This window comes from Streptobacillus notomytis (genome assembly GCF_001902585.1).
GTDB lineage: Bacteria > Fusobacteriota > Fusobacteriia > Fusobacteriales > Leptotrichiaceae > Streptobacillus > Streptobacillus notomytis.
Genome location: NZ_LKKV01000070.1, coordinates 1 through 22,097, shown reverse-complemented (window position 1 = coordinate 22,097; position 22,097 = coordinate 1). Strand labels below are relative to the sequence as shown.

18 protein-coding genes are annotated in these 22,097 nt (G+C 27.6%); 5 read left to right on the top strand and 13 right to left on the bottom strand.

What is annotated here, in order from left to right:
* The first annotated feature begins 46 nt into the window (after positions 1-46).
* Genes BUE91_RS02585 through BUE91_RS02570 form a run of 4 tightly spaced genes read left to right on the top strand, consistent with a single transcriptional unit; the run spans position 47 to position 3,276 of the window.
* Positions 47-1,021 (top strand): ABC transporter permease, encoded by a 975-nt coding sequence (locus BUE91_RS02585; protein ID WP_073507858.1) that lies wholly within the window; start codon positions 47-49, stop codon positions 1,019-1,021.
* A 1-nt stretch (position 1,022) separates the two neighbouring features.
* Complete coding sequence (locus tag BUE91_RS02580; RefSeq protein ID WP_073507857.1) at positions 1,023-1,844, top strand: ABC transporter permease; 822 nt, start codon at positions 1,023-1,025, stop codon at positions 1,842-1,844.
* Between the two features lie 11 nt (positions 1,845-1,855).
* Positions 1,856-2,653, top strand: a complete 798-nt coding sequence (locus tag BUE91_RS02575; RefSeq protein WP_073507856.1) for an ATP-binding cassette domain-containing protein — start codon at positions 1,856-1,858, stop codon at positions 2,651-2,653.
* On the top strand, positions 2,653-3,276 hold the full coding sequence (locus BUE91_RS02570) for an ABC transporter ATP-binding protein (RefSeq protein WP_073507855.1): 624 nt from the start codon (positions 2,653-2,655) through the stop codon (positions 3,274-3,276). Before BUE91_RS02575 ends, BUE91_RS02570 begins: the two co-directional genes overlap by 1 nt.
* A 30-nt stretch (positions 3,277-3,306) precedes the next feature.
* Here the strand turns inward: BUE91_RS02570 and BUE91_RS02565 are convergent, their stop codons facing one another.
* The 6 genes from BUE91_RS02565 to BUE91_RS02540 form a co-directional block, all read right to left on the bottom strand.
* A complete protein-coding gene (locus tag BUE91_RS02565) occupies positions 3,307-3,903 on the bottom strand; it encodes a hypothetical protein (RefSeq protein ID WP_073507854.1) in 597 nt (198 codons plus the stop codon).
* A 128-nt stretch (positions 3,904-4,031) separates the two neighbouring features.
* Complete coding sequence (nusB, locus tag BUE91_RS02560; RefSeq protein ID WP_066901459.1) at positions 4,032-4,433, bottom strand: transcription antitermination factor NusB; 402 nt, start codon at positions 4,431-4,433, stop codon at positions 4,032-4,034.
* A gap of 14 nt (positions 4,434-4,447) precedes the next feature.
* Complete coding sequence (locus BUE91_RS02555; RefSeq protein ID WP_073507853.1) at positions 4,448-5,038, bottom strand: Asp23/Gls24 family envelope stress response protein; 591 nt, start codon at positions 5,036-5,038, stop codon at positions 4,448-4,450.
* A complete protein-coding gene (locus BUE91_RS02550; protein ID WP_066901462.1) occupies positions 5,031-5,399 on the bottom strand; it encodes an Asp23/Gls24 family envelope stress response protein in 369 nt (122 codons plus the stop codon). Before BUE91_RS02550 ends, BUE91_RS02555 begins: the two co-directional genes overlap by 8 nt.
* Before the next feature lie 54 nt (positions 5,400-5,453).
* Positions 5,454-8,639, bottom strand: coding sequence for a DNA polymerase III subunit alpha (locus BUE91_RS02545; RefSeq protein WP_073507852.1), 3,186 nt, complete (start codon positions 8,637-8,639; stop codon positions 5,454-5,456).
* A 12-nt stretch (positions 8,640-8,651) separates the two neighbouring features.
* Entirely contained in the window at positions 8,652-9,767 is a 1,116-nt protein-coding gene (locus BUE91_RS02540; protein WP_073507851.1) for a cysteine desulfurase family protein, read from the bottom strand.
* A 133-nt stretch (positions 9,768-9,900) separates the two neighbouring features.
* Here BUE91_RS02540 and BUE91_RS02535 point away from each other — a divergent pair, with 133 nt between their 5' ends.
* Entirely contained in the window at positions 9,901-10,149 is a 249-nt protein-coding gene (locus BUE91_RS02535) for a DUF1294 domain-containing protein (protein WP_066901468.1), read from the top strand.
* Positions 10,150-10,186: 37 nt separating this feature from the next.
* Here BUE91_RS02535 and rpsR read toward each other — a convergent pair whose 3' ends face one another.
* From rpsR to BUE91_RS02500, 7 genes are all read right to left on the bottom strand, one after another.
* Positions 10,187-10,420: a 30S ribosomal protein S18 gene (gene rpsR / locus BUE91_RS02530; RefSeq protein WP_066901470.1), complete on the bottom strand. Its 234-nt coding sequence runs from the start codon at positions 10,418-10,420 to the stop codon at positions 10,187-10,189.
* 15 nt (positions 10,421-10,435) lie between these two features.
* A complete protein-coding gene (locus BUE91_RS02525; protein ID WP_073507850.1) occupies positions 10,436-10,840 on the bottom strand; it encodes a single-stranded DNA-binding protein in 405 nt (134 codons plus the stop codon).
* 29 nt (positions 10,841-10,869) lie between these two features.
* Positions 10,870-11,151, bottom strand: coding sequence for a 30S ribosomal protein S6 (gene rpsF / locus BUE91_RS02520; RefSeq protein WP_073507849.1), 282 nt, complete (start codon positions 11,149-11,151; stop codon positions 10,870-10,872).
* A gap of 81 nt (positions 11,152-11,232) precedes the next feature.
* On the bottom strand, positions 11,233-13,020 hold the full coding sequence (locus BUE91_RS02515; RefSeq protein WP_073507848.1) for a YadA-like family protein: 1,788 nt from the start codon (positions 13,018-13,020) through the stop codon (positions 11,233-11,235).
* A 286-nt stretch (positions 13,021-13,306) separates the two neighbouring features.
* Positions 13,307-17,305, bottom strand: a complete 3,999-nt coding sequence (locus BUE91_RS02510; protein WP_073507847.1) for a YadA-like family protein — start codon at positions 17,303-17,305, stop codon at positions 13,307-13,309.
* 180 nt (positions 17,306-17,485) lie between these two features.
* Positions 17,486-20,518 carry a YadA-like family protein gene (locus BUE91_RS02505; RefSeq protein ID WP_073507846.1) on the bottom strand — a complete coding sequence of 1,011 codons (3,033 nt, stop codon included), beginning with the start codon at positions 20,516-20,518 and terminating at the stop codon, positions 17,486-17,488.
* Between the two features lie 295 nt (positions 20,519-20,813).
* On the bottom strand, positions 20,814-22,097 hold a 1,284-nt coding region (locus tag BUE91_RS02500), incomplete at its 5' end, for a YadA C-terminal domain-containing protein (protein WP_180370675.1).

The window sequence follows — 22,097 nt, the reverse complement described above, 5'->3', positions numbered from 1 at the left end:
TTAAGCTAATCTTAAGATAAATCAACTTTTTCAAGGAGAAAATAAAATGAATAAAAAATATATGGTTTTTATTTTAAAAAAACTTTTACGTTTAATACTTTTACTTTTTGGAGTTTCTACTTTTTCTTTTGTTTTACTTAAATATTCACCAGTAGATCCTGTTTTAGCAAGTGTTGATTATGATGTAAGTTTAACAAAAGAACAATATGATAAAATTGCTGAATATTATGGTTTAAATAAATCTATATTTACTCAATATTTTATATGGCTTAAAAACTTTATAACAGGAAATTGGGGAAATTCATTAATATATAATAGGCCTGTTATAGAAATTGTTAGTAATAGAGCTATGGCTTCATTTGCTCTAATGGGTATATCATGGATTTTATCAGGGATTATAGGCTTTATTTTAGGTGCTCTTTCTGCATTTAAATTAGGTAAAATATTTGATAAAATGATAAAATTATTTTCATTTATACAAGCAAGTGTCCCTACTTTTTGGATGGGGCTTATATTTTTACTTATATTCTCTGCACAATTAAAATGGTTCCCAATAGGTCTATCTTCTCCAATAGGAGTTGTAAGTGCTGATGTTTCTTTTGTTGAAAAAATACGGCATTTAATACTTCCAGCATTTACATTAAGTATACTTGGAATTGCAAACGTTACGTTACATACAAGAGAAAAAATGATAGATGTATTAAACAGTGAATATGTAACTTTTGCAAAGGCAAGGGGAGAAAGTAATTTTGAAATATTTAAAAATCATTGCATAAAAAATGCGATTACACCAGCAATAACACTACATTTTTCATACTTTGGAGAATTATTCGGTGGTTCTGTATTAGCTGAGCAAGTGTTCTCATACTCTGGGCTTGGTTCTACATTAACATTGGCTGGATTAAAAGGAGACAGCCCTCTTCTTTTAGCTATTGTTATTATTGGAGCAGTATTTGTATTTTTAGGTAATATGCTATCTGATATATTAAATAAAATTTTAATGCCAAATTTAAGGAGGTAAAATGAAATTAGATGCAAGAATAAGAGTAATTATGTCAATCGCATTTTCTATGTTTATAATTAGTCTTATATTAATACTAAATATAGCCTTAGACGATGAAGGATTAAAAACAAATCATGTTATAAGAAATTTACCTCCATCATGGGATTTCATATTTGGAACAGATTCTTTAGGAAGAAACATGTTTGTAAGAACTATAAAAGGTTTAAACTTTTCTTTATTAATAGGAGTATTAGGTGCAACAATAGGTGTAAGTATATCTGTTATACTGGGAATAATATCGGCTACAAGTAATAAAAAAATAGATTTAATAATAATGTGGATTGTTGATTTATTCATAGGAATGCCTCATATTATTTTCATGATTTTAATTTCTTTTTCTGTTGGAAAAGGAGCTAAAGGAATTATTATTGCTACTGCAATAACTCACTGGCCTGCATTAACAAGAGTGATAAGAAATGAAGTTTATAGTATTAAAAATTCTGAATATATTTTACTTTCAAAAAATATGGGGAAAAGTAAATGGTTCGTTATAAAAAAACATATTTTACCTATAATATTCCCTCAAATTTTCATAGGTTTTGTACTATTATTCCCACATATAATATTGCATGAAGCATCTATGACATTTTTAGGCTTTGGTCTATCTGTTCAAAAACCATCTATTGGAATAATTCTATCAGAAGCAGCTAAGCACATTTCATTAGGTAATTGGTGGTTAGTTGTTCTACCTGGAATTTCATTAATATTATTAGTAAAATGTTTTGATAATATAGGTGGATCATTAAGGATTTTAAATAATCCTCAAACAAGATATTTATAATAGGAGGGTACATGAAAGACACATTGTTAAAGATAGAAAATTTATCTATTTCTTTTGAACAGTATGGTAGAGGATTAAAAAGATTTATTTCTACACCAATTAAAGATTTAAATATAGAAGTTAAAAAAGGTGAAATACTAGCTATCGTTGGTGCAAGTGGATCAGGAAAAAGTCTATTAGCTCACACTATTATGGATATATTACCTCCTAATGCCACTATAAACGGAAATCTTTCATATAAAAATGAACCTTTAAATAAGGAAAAGATAAAAAAATATAGAGGAGAAAGCATTGTTTTTATTCCTCAATCAGTAAATTTTTTAGATCCCTCACTAAAGGTTAAAGATCAAATAAAAATTGGACTAAAAAATATGAAAAAAGAAGAAAAAATAAAACTACAAAAAGAAATATTTGATAAATTTGAACTAAAAGAAAATGAAATAGAACTATATCCATATCAATTATCTGGTGGAATGTTAAGAAAGGTTCTATTTGCAACAAGTATAAAACCAAATACTGAACTTATTATTGCAGATGAACCAACTCCAGGTATACATAAAAGTATATTAGATAAAGTTTTAGAACAATTAAGAGATTTTGCAGATGCTGGAATTAGTGTAATACTTATTACACATAATATATTTTCTGCAATAAAAATAGCAGATAGAATTACTGTTTTTAAGGACGGTAAAACAATAGAAACCGTTCCAAGTACATTTTTTAGTGGTAATGGTGAAAATTTAAAAGAAAAATATTCAAAAAACTTATGGAATTCATTACCTCAAAATAAATTTTTGGAGGTTAGATAATGTCATTAAAGGTTAAAAATTTAGGTTTTTATTATGAAAAAGATGAATGGATATTTAAAGATTTAAATTTTGAGCTTGCTCAAGGTGAAATTCTTGGAATTTTTGGTTATAGTGGCTGTGGTAAATCAAGTTTAGCAAAGGTATTAGCTGATTTTCAAAATCCCATATGTGGTGAAGTCATTATAGATGATAAAGTTCATCAAGAAAATTCTTTTAGAGAAGTTCAATTAATTTATCAACATCCTGAAAAAATAATGAATCCATTATGGAAAATGAGAGATATTCTTAATGAAAGTTATACACCTGATAAAGAATTATTAGAGCTTTTTGGTATTAAAGAAGAATGGTTAAATAGATATCCTATAGAACTATCAGGAGGAGAATTACAGAGATTTTCTATTATACGGGCATTTAATCCAAAAACTAAGTATTTAATAGCTGATGAAATGACAACCATGTTAGATGGTGTAACACAAGAATTTATATGGAAAAATTTCATAGATATTATTAAAAAAAGAAATTTAGGTTTGATTATAATAAGCCATGAAAAAGATATAATAAATAAAATATGTGATAAGTGTCTATATATGGATACTAAAAAAATAGTAAATATTAAAAAATAAAATGGGCGTAAATATTGTTTATCGCCCATTTTAAAATGTATAACCTGCTTTTAATCCAAAATATCCTTGTAATATATCTACAAAAAGCCCTACATTATATTTATCATTTATTTTAGTTCCTACAGTAACATTACTTTCAGGTATAAAATCATAAATTACACTTATTTTTTTACTTTCAGCATCTTTACTACTACTATTATTTAAGTTCATAAATGTTCCCATTCCTATTAAACCATCTATACCTGTATAAAACTTAACATTTTCTATTATATTATAATTAAACTCAAAACCAGCACCTGCAGTAATTCCTAAAAAAAAGAAGATATTTTTTGCTATATGTGATATATTAAGTAATTTAATTCTTGGACCAAAATTAATATCACATTTTTCATTAATTTTCAATTTCCAATCAGAAGAAAATTCAATAAATCCTTTACTTTCTCCACCATAATAATGTGTAACCTTTGTTCCATTAGGTTCTGTTGCTTTTTCATTTCCTTCATTTGAAAACGTTGAATCAACTGCAACTTTTCCACCCAGTCCCATTTCAAGTCTGTATTTGGGCCCCAAAATATTTAAAGAAAGTGAGATTATACCTAATAATGGTATCATTAATAATTTTTTCATTTTTTATTTTACTCCTAAAATTTTTTAGTGACATTATCCCCCCCCCCGACATATTTTGTCAATTGTTTTTTTATAATCTAAAAAAACAGTCAGTAATTTTGTCTTACTACCTAAAATGTATATATTTACTACTTATCTATATCTTTAATTAAATCTGCTAAAATACCATTTATGAAAGTTTTAGTCTTTTCATCACCATATATTTTAGATAATTCTACAGCTTCATTTACAACTATTTCATAACCTATTTCTTCAAATAGTATTTCAAAAAATGCCATTTTAAGTATTACTTTTTCCGGATTAGCTAATCTTGAAAAAGTCCAACCTTTTATCTTTTCTTTTACTTTTTCTATTATTTTAGCTTCATTTAATAAAAAATTATCTAAATAGTTTTCTAAAAATTCTCTTTTAGCCTTACTAATTTTTAAAGTTTCAAGTACTTCATTTTTTCTTACTGCAATATCAGAATTTACTACTTCATGCTCAAATAATATTTTGAAAATCTCATCTCTTACTTCCCTTTGGGTCATTACTATCTCCATTTCTAAAATTCTGGTGTTGTTTCAACTATTTCTTCATCTGTTAATTCATTTAAAGTTACATCTTCTACTGTAAGTGTATCAAATACCTTTTCTTGATTTATTTTAATAATTTTAAGACTTACGTCTTTAACTATTATTCCTGTCATAAGAACTACATATTCTTTTAATTCATTTTGTATAATTGATAATCTATCGTTTAAATTTTCAATATTATATGTTTCAACACTTGCACTAATTAATATTTTTGAAAAATATGAATAAGACATTACTTTAGCATTTTTAATTAAAGGTTTTTGTTCTAAAAATACTTTAGATATTTCATTAATAGTATTTAAATCTACTTCTATTTTACCGTTTTTACCTTTAGATGTTACTACTTTAGATTTTTTCAATAATCTTTCTATTAAAGATAGTAAAAAAATCACTAAATATCCTATAGCTAAAAATCCAACAAATCTTAAATATCCTATATATGGTATTACTTCATCAAAATATTCTGTATAAAAAAATGTATCTGAAATTGTCATAAATCCTAAAATTGGTAAGCTTAGAAAGACCATTACCTTAATTAAACTTGATAAAAATCTAAACATTTTTTTCCTCCTTATTTATCTTTACTATATTAGTTACATTAACATTTATTTCATTTACCTTTATTTCTGTTAATTTTTCAACATTAGTTTTAACAACCTCTTGGAATGCTTTAACAACTTCAACTATATTTTTACCAAATTCTACAACTATACCTAAATCAATTACGCATTCTGTTTCACCTAATTCTACATCTATAAATTTAGCATTTCCTAACTTAGTTAAATTTTTCAACATATTTATACCATTTGATTTACTTGTTTTATCAGATATACATATAACTCCATCAACCTCTGAAACACTTTCTAAAACTATATCATTTATTACACTTGGAGATATTTCGATTCTACCAAAATTATTCATATTAGTCCTCCTATTTTTACTTATACCTTATTATATCAATTGAATATTCTTTATTCAAGTTTTTATTTGTAGTATAACATTCTCTTTTCCTAGAAATTTTATCATTTTTTCTATGAATTTTTTATTCAAACTAATTTGTTTTACATTTTTTTGATTTTTTACTCCAAAATATATGTTTAATGTGTCATATCCTTTATGTTCTAATATATATTTTTTCAATTCTTCTTTATATTCAAAATCTTCATTTATTTTTACACTAATATTGTATTTTGAAAAGTCATTTATTTCAAAAGCATCAGATATATTATATTTATTATTATCTATCCTATTTGCCTTAAAACATATTATATTACCTTTTCGTATTATTTTAGATATTTTTAAATAGTTCTTAGGAAATATTAGATATTCATTACTTCCTTCAAAAGTAAAAATATTAGCTATATTCATAAGTTCATTTTTCTTAGTAATTTTACTATTTTCAGATTCTATATAACCTATAACATATTCATTGCTTTTAAATATATTATATACTAATTCATTTTTTAACATTTGTGTATTTCTCATACTTAATTTAACATATTCTTTTTCAAACTTTATTATATCATCATCACTCATATTATCAGTTTCTACCCACTTATATTCTTCTATTTCCATATTCATATTAAGGAAAAGTAAAGAATGTATATCTGTTTGAGACTTATTTTTTTTATCTGACCATTTAATAATGTCTTGTAAATTAACTATTAATTTTCTTCTATCTATGTTAAATTCATCAAAAGCACCTGAATATATTAATCCTTCAAGATTACTTTTATTTAAAAATCTACATCTACTTATGAAATCAAAAATATCTCTAAATTTGCCATTTTTTTCTCTTTCTTCTACAACTTCTCTAGCTGTTTTTTCTGACATTTCCTTAAGAGCACTTAAAGGTATTCTTACTCCTTTTTCTTCTATTTCAAATTCAGCTGTTGATTTATTTATGCTAGGTGGATACATTTCAATATTTCTTTTAAGCATCTCAGCATAACTATTTACTAATTTCTTTTCTACTTTAAGTTCTGTGGTTAAAAGGCTTGCAAAAAATTCCTTTGGATATCTTGCTTTTAAATATGCAGTTTGATAAGTAATATTTGCATAACTTATAGCGTGGGCTTTATTAAATCCATAATTTCCAAAATTATCTATCAAATCATATATTTCTTCTGCCCTATCTTTAGGTATAATAGAATTTTCTATAAAAGTTTTTCTATTTTGCTTTAATAACTCAACATTTTTCTTCCCTATAGCCTTTCTCAACTCATCGGCTTTAGCTAAACTATACCCTGATATTTTTTGTGCTATTTGCATTACCTGTTCCTGATAAACTAATACTCCATATGTGGAAGATAATATATCTTCTAATATAGGGTCTGGATATTTAATTTTAATCTCTTTATTATTCTTCATAACAATTAAATTAGGAATTAAACCACTTTCTAAAGGTCCTGGTCTATATAAGGCAAGTAAAAGAGCTATATCTTCTAAAGAATGTATTCTTAAACTCATAGCAAGTTGAGTAATACCCTTTGATTCACACTGAAATATCCCCATAGTATTTCCAGTATTTAATAAATTAAAGGCTTCTTCACATTCAGGTAAATTATATATATCTATATCTTCATCAATTTTTTTAACTACATTTTTTACAACATTCAAATTTTTAAGACCTAAAAGATCCATTTTAAGATATCCTAAAGACTCTAATACATTTGCCTCAAATTGTATTTGATAATCTTTAGTATGATTATCATAAATTAAAGGTAAATTTTCCCTCATATCTTCCTTAGTGATTATAACCCCAGCTGCATGGGTTGAACTATTTTTTACCTTACCTTCTATTCTTTTAGCATAATCTATTAAAGTTTTAATAATTTCTTTACCATCATATAGATCATTTAAAGATTTTTCTTTAGACTCATCTAATAATTTTCTTATATTTTTTTCAGGTATCTCAAAAACTCTTGCTAAATCTTTTAATGCAAGTGTTGGTTTAAAAGTAGAAAAGGTAATAATTTGACTTACATTTCTACTACCATAAGTTTTTTTAATATATTCTATTAAATCCATCCTTTTTTCTTGCTCTATATCCACATCTATATCAGGCATAGATATTCTTTCTGGATTTAAAAATCTTTCAAAAATTAGACCATATTTTATTGGATCAAGTTCTGTTATTCCTAATAAATATGAAATAATAGAACCTGCTGCAGATCCTCTACCTGGACCTATAAATATGTCATTTTCCTTAGCATATTTAATAAAATCATGGACTATAAGGAAGTATTTAATATAGCCCATTTTATCTATTACATTTAATTCATAATTTATTCTATCTTGTATTTCTTTTGTAATATTTGGGTATTTTATTTTTTTCTTTTCCTCAAGTATGCTAAGTATATATTCTTTTTCATTTAATCCTTCTGGTAATTTAATTAAAGGGAATTCAACATTTTTATCATCTAAAACTATATCTATATCACTTAATATTTCTTCTCTTATATTTGACGTGGTTGTAATAAAATGTAATCCATCTTGTTTTTTTTCATTTTGAACAGTTTTTAAAGTTCTATTTTCTTTAATAGCTGTAAATATTTTTTGTAATATTTTATCTTCTTTTTCTAAATAATATATTTCATTTACTTCTATACTTTTAACATTTAATTCTTCTACTAATTTATCAAACATTAATCTTTGATGTTCAAACATTTCAAACATGGGTATTTCTAGTATTATATCTATGTCTTTCATCATAATTTCCATAAGTTTTTTTACTTTTTTATAATCATTTTTCAAGACATAACTAACTAATTCTGAATTAACTCCACCACTTAATATATACATATCCTTTCCATGCTCTAACAAGTCTTCTAATAATATGTAATTTCTTTCATATTCCTTTCTCTCATAACTTATTGTTGATAGCTTATATATATTTTTTACCCCTTTTTCATTTTTAGCAAGTAAAGTAATAGTATATGTATTTCCCTCATCTAAAAATCCTTTTAAATATATTTCTATACCTATTATTGGAGATATATTATTCTTTTTACAAGAATTATAGAATTTAAGAGCTGCAAACATGCCAAAATCTGTAATAGCTAATTCTTTTACATTATTTTCTTTAGCTTTTTGTATGTATTCTTCAACACTACCTACACCTTCAAGTAATGAATATTCTGTATGTATTCTTCTTAGCATGTTTATGACCCCTTACTTTATTATATTTTCCAAGACATTTATAAAATAGTCTATTTCCTCTTTTTTATTCTGTATAGATAAGCTTATTCTTATAGATGATTTAGCCTCATTTTCACTTAATCCCTGTTCCATTAAAACATTAGAAGGTTTAATTACCCCACTTTGACATGCTGAACCACCTGATAAAAAAACTCCGTTCATATCAAATAAAGGTAAAAGATAGTCTATCTCTTTACCTCTTATTTGTAAATTAATAATATGAGGTATAGTATTTTTTTTATTATTTACTATTATCCTATTGCCAAATTTTTCTAAACTTTTCAATAGATATTCTTTTAAACCTTTAACATGCTCAATATTATTTTCTATATTCTTAGATAAATGTTCATATACCTTAGTAGAAAAAATTATGGAGTTTATATTTTCTGTTCCTGCTCTTTTATTCTTTTCCTGTTCACCACCATGTATATGTTTTTCTATTAAATACTTTGATGATATATATGCAAATCCACTACCTTTTGCACCATGAAATTTATGAAAAGAGGCTGAAATACCATCTATGTTAAATAGTGATAAATCTAATTTTTCCCTTAATATTAACTGAGTCATATCACTATGAAAAAAGATATTTTTATCTTTTAACATATTTCCTATTTCTTCTACAGGCATTCTAACTCCAGTTTCATTATTAACTGCCATTATACTTACAAGTATAGTATCTTCTCTTAAATTTTTTTCTATTTCACCAGTTTCAATAATTCCCTTACTATTTGGTTTAATATAGCTTATATCAAAACCTTTTTCTTCAAGATATTTACAAACATTTAATATACTAAGATGTTCTATAGATGAGGTAATGATATGTCCTTTACCCTTATTTAAAGCAACTCCTTTAAGTATCATATTATTAGATTCTGTAGAGCCTGAGGTAAAGAAAATATCTTTTGTTGGTATATTAAGATCCTTTGCTATTACTTCCCTTGATTTTTCTAGCATATATCTGGCTTTTTTACCAAGACTATGAGTAGATGAAGCATTTGCAAAATATGTTGTATATATATTTAATAATTCTTCTTTAAATTCATCTAAGATTCTTGTAGTTGCAGCATTATCAAAGTATACTTTCATATTAAACCATCCTCCTTTTTAAATATATTCTAGCACGAAAATATAAAAAAGAATAGTATTAGAATATCGTTAAATTGCAATTTAAATACTTTTTTGATAAAATTATATATATTTCTATAAAAGGAGATTTTAAATGTTTTTATTAACAGTTAATTTTTTGGTATTTATATCTTTTGGAATAGATAAATTTCTTGCAATAAAAAATATGGTTAGAATTCCAGAAAAAACATTACTTTTATTATCCTTAATTGGACCATTTGGAGCAATTATTGGAATGAATTTTTTTAGACACAAAACTAAAAAACTTAAATTTAAATCTATATATTTATTTCTAATACTACATTTATTAGTTATATATTATTTAAAGATTTATGCAATGTAAAAAAAATTGACTAGATTTTCATCTAGTCAAATTATTTTTATCTTTCTATTTTTGTATAAGGTAATAATGCTATTTGTCTTGCTCTTTTAATTGCTTTTGCAATTTTTCTTTGAACCTTAGCATCTAACCCTGTTACTCTTGATGGAGATATTTTACCTTTATCGTTCATAAAGTTTTTCAATAAATCCACATTTTTATAATCTATATCTTCCATTTTGAATTTAACTTTTGGTCTTCTTTTTCTCTTTTTAAACTCAGCAACTGGTTTCATTTCTTCCTCCTATTTTTAGAATGGGAAGTCATCCTCTTCATCTACAAGAATCTCTTCTTTTGGAGCTTCATATGATCTACTTGGTGTAAATTCTTTATTTCCTCCATTTGAATCAGATTTTGAATCTATGAACTCAAAGCTATTTAAAACAACATCTGTAGATGTCCTTTTTTCTCCTTCTTTAGTTTCATAATTACTTACTGATAATTTTCCTGTAACAAGTATTCTACTTCCTTTTTTAAAATATTGTCCTATAGTTTCTGCTCTTTTTTCCCAAGCAACACAGTTAATAAAATCAACCTCTTCTCTATTGTTATCTCTTTGAACTGCAATAGAAAATCTCAAATAAGCTTTTCCTGTCCCTGTGTATTGAACTTCAGGATCTCTTGTAAGTCTTCCTAATAATGATACGTAATTCATAATATTCCCCCTAATAATTTATTTTAACCTTATAACTTTACTATCATATATTTCATTAAGTACTCAGATATGTTTAATTTATTCTCTACTTCTGCTAATTGAGTTCCGTCCATAGCAAATTTAGTTAATACATAGTATCCATTTTCTTTTTTCTTAATTGGATATGCTAATTTTCTATCTCCCATTATCTCAGTCTTAACTTCAGTTGCTCCAGCATGTGTTAAGATAGCTTCTACTTTCTCAACATTTGCTTTTTTTTCTTCTTCTGTTAATTGAGTTGAAAGAATAAACATAATTTCGTAATTTGTCATTTCTTTTTCTCTCCTTCCCTCTGGATTTAGCCCTAGTGGATTACCACAAAGCAGGGTATTTAAATTTTATCATACTTTAAATCAAATTGCAAATATTTTATTACTTAAACTTTTAATTAATTCCTTTAAATCCGTTAATTCTCTTTTAAGTTTATCATTTGAATCTAATAACTCTTTTATTTTTATATCATGTTCATATACTTTCTCATCTAGCATATTTATATTTCCATTTCTATGTAATGTTAACATATCTTTTTTTCTTGTCTCTAATTTATCAAATTGATATCCTATTCCTGCTCCTAATGATACATGTCCTCTTGTATTTAATGATCCACTTGCCCTATATACTATATTTGCTTTATCATTTATTCCTGATAACCCTAATGCAAAGGCATGTTCTCCATTATAGTAACCATATGAACCTGACAGGTTATGTCTATGACCTCCTAATGAACTTACCTGTGGTAAGTTTGCCATTGATATTGCACTTGCTACTCCACTATTTACCTTTGATATATCTTCTTTTAATTTATCTGATATATCTATACTTACTTCATTTCCCTTTGCTGTTGTTCTTATATATTCTGAACCTCTAATTTTAAAGTTTAGACCTCCTGTTTTATTTAAAGTTTGTTTTTCTGTGCTTCCACTATCTCCAGTAAATGATATATTATTATTTCCTATGCCATTTACTGCATTTACTACATCTCCTGTTTTAGCTATTTTCTCATTATCATCTGTTTTATATTCAATCTTCCCATTATTTTCTGATTTTGTAATTGTACCTACATTAACCTTTAAATTGCCACTACCATCCTTTAATATTGTTTTATTATCTATCTTGGTATCTAATGTATATACTTTATTACCATTTGCTCCAGTAGTTGATTTTACTATTATTGAAGAATTATTTTCTGATTTTACCTCAGTTATAGCCGCTTTTATTGCATCATCTATATTATTTTTCCCAGTTCCACCTATATTTGTCATATCAATATTAGCAATATTATCTCCAGTTTTAGTTATTTTAGAGTTTCCACCTAGAATTTTTTTAGTTGAATTAGCTAAATTTTCTAAAGCTTTACTAGTTGAAAAAAGTTGTGACCCATTTACTGCATCTGTTGAATCTTTAGAAACTTTACCTGATGCAACATTTTTAATCTGTCTTTCACTATCTTTGGCTCCAACTGAAACTTGATGTCCATCAGTTCCCGCTTCACCTGAAAATCCAGAATAAGTAAAATCTCCTATTTTGGCAGAACTTTCTTGTGTAGCCTTAGAATCTGTTTTAGAACTTGCTCCTATTGCTATTGCATTATCATAGCTTGCCTCAGAGCTTGCTCCTATTGCTGTTGAACTTTGATTTTTAGCTTTAGAAGCTGAACCTATTGCTGTTGAAAGTGTTTTACTCGCTTCTGACTGACCACCTATAGCTGTAGCATAACTTTCTTTTGATTTAGCAGAATATCCTATACTAACTGCACTATCTCCAGTACTTTCTCCACTATACCCTATATTAGTAGCTCCTGTACCACTAGCTTTACCCCCAAAAGACATAGAAGAACTTTTTTCAGCTATTGCTCCATTTCCTATAGCAAATGCATTATCTCCATCTGCTTTTGAATTAGATCCTATTGCAACAGCACCTCCATTACTACCCTTATTTCCCCCTTTGTTTGTTTGAGCATTAGTACCTATTGCAACATCATGTTTCCCTTCTGCATTTGAATTAATACCTAATGCTAAAGAAGATTCTCCATTTGCCTTTGACCCATTTCCTAAAGTTGTATTTGTACTTGATGAAGAAGTATCTGCATAAGATATGATAGAAATAAATGCTAATCCTACGAGTAAATTATTTTTTTTCATTATTCTTTTAGTATAATATAGTTAGTTTTTAAACTGTATTATAGCCCTCCTTATCCTATATATATTTATATTTTTATTTTCAAAAGATATTTTTTTAACAATGACTTCAATATTATACCTACCCTCCATTATTTTGTCAATATAATTTGTACGCTTTTTTCACAAATTAAAAAGAATTAACTCCTTTACAGAAATTAATCCTCATTTTAATCACCATTCTCCTATTTAAAGACCTTCATTTGTTACCACCATTATATATATAAAGTTTAACAAATATTTTATCTACTTATTTTTTTTGCATTAATCTTTCTAATTCATTAATTCTATTTTCTAAAGTTTTATTATTTTCTTCAAGAACTTTAACTTTTTCTTCAAGAACTTTGAATTCTTTATCTAATTCATAAACTTTTTCATCAAGTAGATTAATGTTTCCATTTCTTTGTAATTTTAACATCTCTTTATTTCTATTTCCTACACTCTCAAATTGATATCCAAGTCCTGCACCTAGTGATATATGTCCTCTAGTATTTAATGATCCACTTGCTCTATATACTAAATTAGCTCTATCATTCATTCCTGATAATCCTATTGCAAATGCATGTTCTCCATTGTAGTATCCATATGAACCTGACAGGTTATGTCCAATACCACTCATCTGTGGTAAATTTGCCATTGCTATTGCATTTGCTACTCCACTATTTGCTGCTATTCCTTTTTCTATATCTTTTTTCGCCTTATCTGTTAAATCTACCTTAACTTCATTTCCTTTAGCCTCTGTTTTTATATATCCTGAACCACTAATTTTAAAATTTAATCCTCCATCTTTATTTAATGATTGTTTATCTGTTTCTCCACTATCTCCACCAAATGATATACTATTATTTCCTAATGCATTTATTGCTTTTGATACTTCTCCTGCATTTGCTACCTTTTTAGAATCTTCATCACTTAATTTTTCTACTTTACCTCCAGAACTTGATTTTAATTGTGTTGTAGATAAACTAATATCATAAATATTATGTCCTTCATTTGATTTTTTAGATGTTAAAGTTACTGGACCTTTAGTCTTATTTGCTTCCTCTCCAGAATTTGCTGTTATATCTGTCTTTAGCGTCTTTGTTGCTTTGTCTATCTTATCTGTTAAATCCTTTTTAGTACTTTCTATTTTTTCATCATTTTTTGTTATTTTTTCTTCTAACTCTTTCTTAGTTTCATCTATCTTTTTATCTACTTCTTTTTTATTATCCTCTATCTTTTTCTCTAATTCTTTCTTAGTCTCATCTATTTTATTTTCTATTTCTTTCTTATTTTTTTCTATTTCTTTCTTACTTTCATCTATTTTATTCTCTAATTCTTTTTTAGAAGTGTCTATTTTTTTCTCAACTTCATCTAATTGTTTCTTATTTACTGCATCAGTGTCATTTTTTCCATCACCAATATTTTTTAAAACTTTACCCCCGTTATCTAATCCATCTTTAGTTATTTTTACTTTATCACTACCATTATTTATAGATATTTCATCTCCAGTAATCTTAACTTTACCTCCAGAAGTGCCATTAAATTCTGCACTAGTTAAATCTTTTAATGTTTTACTTAATGCATATGTAAAATCTTTTCCAGCTTGTGTAATACTTAAATTATCTCCAGCTTTTAATGTTAGTAATTCATCTTTTAATAGTTTTGTTTTATTTTCTCCAGATGAAGTTCCTGTTCCTTCTTTTCCTGCCATTACATTAAATCCATATTCAGCTATTGATTTTGTTATTTTATCATCTAATGATTTTATTGCCTCATGAATTGTATCTTTATTTGTTCCACCTATATTTGTAAAAGTAAGCTCTCCATTTTCTGCTAAATTTGCATTTCCACCAAAAATACTCTTTGTTTTATTCGCAAATTTACCTAAAATATTATTAGTTGCAAATAGTTGTGATCCATTAATTGCATCTGTTGAGTCTTTACTTACTTGCCCTGCTCCAACATACTGTAATTGTCTTTCCTTATTTTTAGATCCTATAGCCACTACATGAGAAACGTTTGGTGCTGCAAAGTTTCCATATTTTAAATTTTCTATTGTAACATTTAAAGATGCCACAGGTGTTTTTGTTTCACTTTCTGATCCAATAGCTACAGATTCATCTACAGTAACTTTTGAATGTCTTCCTATTGCTATAGAGTCTGATTTTAAGGCTTCTGAACTTTGTCCTATTGCTATAGATTTTCCACCTTTTGCTTTTGCGTATAATCCTAAAGATATATCATTAGTATTTTCTGATACTGCATAGGCTCCTATAGATATTGAATGTTTTCCTTTTGCTTCACTATTATATCCAAATGCTATAGAATTTTCATCTGAAGATTTACTTTCTTTACCTATAGAAATAGCATTTTTAACTGCTTTTGCATTATCTCCTAAAGCTATTGCTCCATCATCTTTTGCCTCAGTATTTGTTCCAATAGCTATACTATGTTCTTTTGAACTTTTTGAACTTTTACCTATAGCAATACCATTTATTGCATCTTCTTCCACTTTTGAACTAACTCCTATTGCAATAGAACCAGATGCTTTAGACATAGCATTTCCACCTATAGATATAGCATTCATTGCTGATGCTTCTGACCATAAACCAATAGCTATACCGTAATCTTTTGTTGCCTTTGAATATGATCCTAATGCAATCGTTCTTTCTGCTGTTGTAACAGCTTGATGTCCTATTGATAAAGCATCTAATTTTTCTGATCTACTTTCTTTTCCTATAGCTATTGCATGTGCTCCTTCTGATTTAGAATTCGTTCCCACAGCTATACTACTTTCTCCATTTGTCATAGCAGATGTTCCAAATGTTATAGAATTACTTTTAAAACTTTGAGCACTTTGACCAATAGAAATAGAACTATCCTCTTTTGACTTAGCTTTTCTTCCTATTGCTATAGCTGAGTTTTTTTCTGCAACACTTTCAGATCCTATAGATAATGAATCTGTTCCTTTTGATTCTGCATATCTACCAAGTGATATTGAATAATTATTTGAAGTCTTAGCACCATATCCTATAGAAATAGAGGCTTCTCCTTCAGAATTAGCATGCATTCCTACTGCTATTGTATGCTTTTTTAAACTCTTAGAATTATATCCTATTGCAATAGATGCCTCTTCTTTTGCATTAGTATTCATTCCAGCTGTTATAGAATATTTTCCTTCTGCTCCAGCTGCCTCTCCAATTTTACCTAAATTACTACTTTTATCTCCACCATTGTGAGTGCCTGTATTAACATGAAAATATGTTTTTTTATCATCTTCTAGTTTTGTTGCCAAAGCTTTTAATTGAGCCACATTTACTGCATCTGTATCTTCTTTTCCTGCTGCTAGTCCCGTTATTTGTCTTGTAACTGTACTTCCATTACCTATTGCTAATGCTGCATGAGTTGATTGCCATGCATTTCCTGAAAGAGTTTTATCAGCACTTGGTACATATCCCATTACTCCTTTATCTACAGTTGTCTTTGATTCACTTCCTAAAGCTATTGCTCCCATCATTGTTGATTCAGCTTTGTATCCAAAAGATAATGCATTTTCTCCAGAAGCTTGTGCTATATGACCTAAAGCTACTGAATTCTTTCCTGATGCATCTACTCTCTTTTTGGGATCTGTTTGATACAGTGCATTTCTTTCTCTTGCCGATGATCCTATCGCTATTGCATTTTCTCCACTTGATGTTGCATTTGTTCCTATAGCTATTGAACCTTTTTCTTTTGCTAATGATGTTACCCCTTGTGCTATAGATTCATTTCCTAATGCTGTTGCACTTCTTCCATATGCCTGTGAATAATACCCTTCAGCATAACTTCCTGCTCCTATTGCTATAGCTGATGCTTTTGTTGCCCTTGCTTGAAACCCTATACCTACACCAAATACTGCCCCTTTACTTGATGAATGACTCCCTAAAGCTACTCCACCCTGTCCTGCATGAGAGAATGCTCCCAGGGCTACTCCTGTCCCTCTTTTTTTTGTAGTATCTAATGTATTCCCTGGTACTTTATTATCCAATATTTTGGGTACACCTTTAGGATCATATTCTATTTGGGCTGAATTTCCACGAGTAAATCCATCTGTTCCATCTACTCCTTTTTGATTTTCTGTTGGATCTTTTTCATAATCCTCTGAATAAGATATATTACTTAAAAATCCACCTGTTATTAAAAAAGCAATAATAAGTCCTTTACTAATATTTATTTTCCTTTTAAGCCGTTTCTTCAATTCACCTTCTATTTTAAAATTTTTAATCATATCACTTTCTCCCGTTTAAATTATTTTTTTCACAATTTATCTGTAAAAGTATACCCCCCCCCCCCACGATATTTTGTCAATATATATTTTCTTTTAAAATATATATTAACTTTTGTATTTAAATATTTATCATACTTTGAAGCTATTAAAAAAATATAGAAATAGTTCTTAATATATTTCCTATTTTTTCATTAACTCTTTTACTAACTTTTCTAATTCAAGAATCCTAGTTTCTAAAATTTTATTATTTTCCTTAAGAACTTTAACCTCATTATCACTTTCTGATACACTCTTAAATTGATATCCAAGTCCTGCACCTAAAGCTATATGTCCTTTAGTATTTAATGATCCACTTGCTCTATATACTAAATTACCTACATTATTCATTCCTGATAATCCTATTGCAAATGCATGTTCTCCGTTATAGTATCCATATGAACCTGACAGGTTATGTCCTCTTCCACTTATATGTGCTAAATTTGACATTGCTATCGCATTTGCGACTCCACTATTTGCTGCTATTCCTTTTGCTATGCTATCTTTAATCTTATCTGACAAGTCTATATTTACAACATTTCCACTTGCTTTTGTTGTAATATATTCTGACCCTTTAATATTAAATTTCATTCCACCAGATTTATTTAATGTTTGATTTTCTGTACTTCCACTATCCCCAACTAACGATAATGTATTATTGCCTAATTCATCTAATTGTTTTTTATTTACAGTATCTTTTTCTTCTACTCCGTCTAATACATTACTTATTCTTTTATTATTCATATCTATTCCATTACTATCTAATTTTGCTCCATTTATTCCTATACTATCAACTTTAAGATTCTTATTTAAGCCTATATCTAACTTATTTCCTAATGCTTCTGTCCTTATATTTTCATCTCCCATTATTGATAGAGTACTTCCTAATTTTTGAATACTTGTTTCTCCAGAATCTCCTTTAAATTTTAGTCCTTTATTATCTATCGTATCTTTTGCATTTTTTCCTGCTTTTATATCTTCTTTTACTTTATCTGTTAAATCTATCTCTACTTTATTTCCACTTGCCTTTGTTTCTATGTACTCACTATTTTCTTTTTTTACTATATCAAATTTAATTTCATTACTCTTTCCTTGATTTTGATTTCCTGTATTTATATTATTATTTGTAATATCCTTTCCTATCTTTTGTCCGTCTGTAATTGTATTATTATCCCCACCTAGTTTAATTTCAGTATTTTCTATTTTATTTACTCTTTTATCTATATTTTCTATTTTATCTCCTAATGATTTTATAGCATCATTAATGTTATTCTTCCCTGTATCTCCAATATTAGTTATTGTAAGTTTACCATTTTGCATTATATTTGAATTTTCACCTAAAATAGTTTTATATGAATTAGCTAATTCTGACAAAACATTATTAGTTGCAAATAATTGTGAACCATTTATAGCATCTGTTGATTCTTTACTTATTTGTCCTGCTGCTACATACTGTAATTGTCTTTCTCTATCCTTATACCCTATAGATAATACTGAAAAAGGTATTTTACCTGCAAATTCCCCGTATTTTATTCCATTTATTTCAACTTCTTTTGTTGCAACTACTCTTGTTGTTTCACTTTCTGCTCCTAATGCTACTGATTTTTCTACATTAGCCTTAGATAATTGTCCTAATGCTAGAGTATGAGTAGATGAAGAAGTTGAACTAAGTCCTAATGCTATAGAAGCAAAACCTGATGAATTTGCATTTGATCCTAATGCTATTGATGTAATACCTGATGATTTAGCATCTACTCCTAAAGCCATTGATGTAATACCAAAAGCTTTAGAATCTATACCCATTGCTATTGAATTAATTCCTGATGAAGCTGATGATTTACCAATAGCTATGCTATTAAGACCAGATGCTTTAGCTTTCATTCCTATCGCTATAGATCCATCTCCAGTTGCACCAGCAGCATCTCCTATTTTACCTAAATTATTATCTTTATCTCCCGTATCTTTGTTTGTTCCTGTATTTACATGGAAATATGTTTTATTTTCTTCTTCAAATTTCTTATGTAATGATTTTAATTGAGCTACATTTACTGCATCTGTATCTTCTTTTCCTGCTGCTAGTCCTGTTATTTGTCTTGTTATTCCATTTTCTACATATCCAATTGAAACTTCTCCATATGTCGCTTCCCATGCATTTACAATTTTAGAATATTCAGTATATTTTTGATTAATTTCTGTGTTTTTATTTATAATTTTATTATTTAAATCTGATAGCTTGTTTTTTTCATCTTCTGTTCTTGAGTTATAGTCTTTATCAATTATAACCTTGGCGTCTTTATTAAGAGCAGCTTTTTCTGTTTTTAATCTATTTATTTCTTCTTTTAAACTTGTATATTTAGTTTTATTATCTTCTGATAATTGATCTTCTAATCTAACTACCTTATTTGTAAACATATCATAGCCAAGTCTATCACTTCTTTTCCTCGCTATAGAACTTGAACCAAGTGCTGTTGAGTAGTTTTCTTCTACCTTTGCCTTATTTCCTATTGCTGTTGAAAAACTTAAATTTTCAGATGTACTACTTTCATTACCTATAACTACATTACCATATGAATATATTCCATTTGAATCTGCCTTATATCCTATAGCAACACTACGACCCCTTGAATGCGAGTTTTCTCCAAGTGCTACACTTTTACCATAACCTACTGCTTCTTTACCTATACCTATAGAATCTGAATTTGCTTCACTCTTATACCCTAAAGAAATTGCACCTATTCCATCTGTTTTAGTTTGAGTTCCTATGGCTATACCATATTTTGTTCCAGCATTTGCTTCATTTCCTATAGCTATTGCATCAGTTGCTGTAGCTTTAGCTTTTGTTCCTATAGCCACTGTATTTTCAACATCATTACTAAGATTTTGAGTTGATCCAGCATGTGCCTCATTTCCTATAGCTACTCCATTAGTACCTCTTGATACGGAACTAGATCCTATTGCTATAGCCTTTTTATCTTCTTCTGCTTTAGAATCTTTACCTATTTGTACACTAGATTTATCAGTAGTAAGAGTATTAATTCCAACAACCATTGATTTTTCTAATTTTAAATCTGAATTCCTCCCTAAATTTATATTAGACTTCAAATTATTTCCATTATCTCTAGTATAAGATAAAATAGAAATGAGAGCTAAAAATGTAATTAAATTCTTTTTCTTCATTTTCTCCCTACACAGCTAAATATTAAACTATGTAATACACCTCCTTTTTATATTTACTAAAATATCCTTTATTAATTAGAAATTATTTTTTTCACAAGACATTCACAAAAGTATACCTTCATCTCTAAAATTAGTCAATAGTTGTATAAAAGTATATTTATCTTCCTCCCTAATATTTATTGATAAAAAGTCAGTTTTGAATATTAAAAGTTTTTACAAAATATTTTCTTTGCAAATTAATTTAATGTATAAAAAAGAACCATCTCTAATTTAATTAGAAATAGTTCTTTAATTCCTATTTTTTCATTAATTCTTTTACTAATTTTTCTAATTCAGTAAGTCTTGATTCTAAAATTTTATTATTTTCTTCAAGAGTTTTATTACTTTCCTTAAGAGCATTAACTTCGTTATCTAATTCATACACTTTCTCATCAAGCAAATTAATGTTTCCATTTCTTTGTAATTTTAACATCTCTTTACTTCTTGAACCTATGTTGTCAAATTGATAACTCAGTCCTGCTCCCAATGCTACATGTCCTTTTGTATTTAATGATCCACTTGCTTTATACACTAAATTCCCTCTTTCATTTATTCCTGATAAACCTAATGCAAATGCATTTTCTCCATTAAAGTATCCATATGCTCCTGCTATGTTATGTCTTTGATTACCTATAGCACTTACTTGTGGTAAGTTTGCCATTGCTACTGCATTTGCTACCCCACTTAAGGCTACTCCTAATTTATTATCAACATATTTCTTATTAACTGCATCATTTGCTTCAACTGGGTCTGCAAGTCCTTTTATTCTTCCATCATTTCCTGCAAAACTTAAAGTTGGTTCTTTTTCATTACTTAATTTAATTTTTTCATTTCCATCCTTATCCTTTAAGCTTAATCCTGTAGAAGTTAAATCAGATTCTCCTTTGCCATCTTTTATTTTTGTTCCATCTAATGTATATTTAGCACTATTTGTCGGTTGTTCATTAGAACTATTTGATGGATCATTATCATATTTACCTATCTCAACACCATTAGGTCCTAATTTAGACACAATATATTTATTATCATCTGTTTTATTTGTTGAAGTTAGACCATCTTTATCTAATTTAACCTTAGACTTAGGTCCATTATCATCTATATCCTTAGTTTCAAATGATGTCATATCTTTTAGTTTGTCTGATAGTTTAACTGTTAGTGTTGAACTATTCTTTTCTGAACTAACTTGTATGTTTCCACTTGCACTAGTAAAGTCATCTTTATTATCTGTCCCTTCTCCTTTAATGATTACTTTTTCTCCTAGGTTTCTATGTACTTCTTCTCCTGATCCTGTATTACCAGAGAAATTAATTCCTGCCTTTGCTAGTGCCTTTAGGTCTGTCCCTGTTGCTACGTTGTTTTTATTGTTCTTAAATATATCATCTTTATCTTCTAGGAATTCTTTGATTTTTTCTGGTGTTGCATCTTCTCCTAGAATGCTCTTTACATTTCCTATAGATATAGGTTCATTGCCATTTCCTTTTGGCATTAGGTTTACTATTACATCTTTACTATCTACTGGAGTTAATTGGTTATTTCCATT

Coding starts and splice junctions, on each gene's coding strand:
- rpsR (WP_066901470.1), bottom strand. CDS start 10,420: ATGAAACCAGTTGCTGAGTTTAAAAAGAGAAAAAGAAGACCAAAAGTT.
- BUE91_RS02550 (WP_066901462.1), bottom strand. CDS start 5,399: ATGAATAATTTTGGTAGAATCGAAATATCTCCAAGTGTAATAAATGAT.
- BUE91_RS02505 (WP_073507846.1), bottom strand. CDS start 20,518: ATGAAGAAAAAGAATTTAATTACATTTTTAGCTCTCATTTCTATTTTA.
- BUE91_RS02580 (WP_073507857.1), top strand. CDS start 1,023: ATGAAATTAGATGCAAGAATAAGAGTAATTATGTCAATCGCATTTTCT.
- BUE91_RS02570 (WP_073507855.1), top strand. CDS start 2,653: ATGTCATTAAAGGTTAAAAATTTAGGTTTTTATTATGAAAAAGATGAA.
- BUE91_RS02515 (WP_073507848.1), bottom strand. CDS start 13,020: ATGAAAAAAAATAATTTACTCGTAGGATTAGCATTTATTTCTATCATA.
- BUE91_RS02540 (WP_073507851.1), bottom strand. CDS start 9,767: ATGAAAGTATACTTTGATAATGCTGCAACTACAAGAATCTTAGATGAA.
- BUE91_RS02510 (WP_073507847.1), bottom strand. CDS start 17,305: ATGATTAAAAATTTTAAAATAGAAGGTGAATTGAAGAAACGGCTTAAA.
- BUE91_RS02565 (WP_073507854.1), bottom strand. CDS start 3,903: ATGAAAAAATTATTAATGATACCATTATTAGGTATAATCTCACTTTCT.
- BUE91_RS02555 (WP_073507853.1), bottom strand. CDS start 5,038: ATGTTTAGATTTTTATCAAGTTTAATTAAGGTAATGGTCTTTCTAAGC.
- nusB (WP_066901459.1), bottom strand. CDS start 4,433: ATGACCCAAAGGGAAGTAAGAGATGAGATTTTCAAAATATTATTTGAG.
- BUE91_RS02585 (WP_073507858.1), top strand. CDS start 47: ATGAATAAAAAATATATGGTTTTTATTTTAAAAAAACTTTTACGTTTA.
- BUE91_RS02535 (WP_066901468.1), top strand. CDS start 9,901: ATGTTTTTATTAACAGTTAATTTTTTGGTATTTATATCTTTTGGAATA.
- BUE91_RS02525 (WP_073507850.1), bottom strand. CDS start 10,840: ATGAATTACGTATCATTATTAGGAAGACTTACAAGAGATCCTGAAGTT.
- BUE91_RS02545 (WP_073507852.1), bottom strand. CDS start 8,639: ATGCTAAGAAGAATACATACAGAATATTCATTACTTGAAGGTGTAGGT.
- BUE91_RS02575 (WP_073507856.1), top strand. CDS start 1,856: ATGAAAGACACATTGTTAAAGATAGAAAATTTATCTATTTCTTTTGAA.
- rpsF (WP_073507849.1), bottom strand. CDS start 11,151: ATGACAAATTACGAAATTATGTTTATTCTTTCAACTCAATTAACAGAA.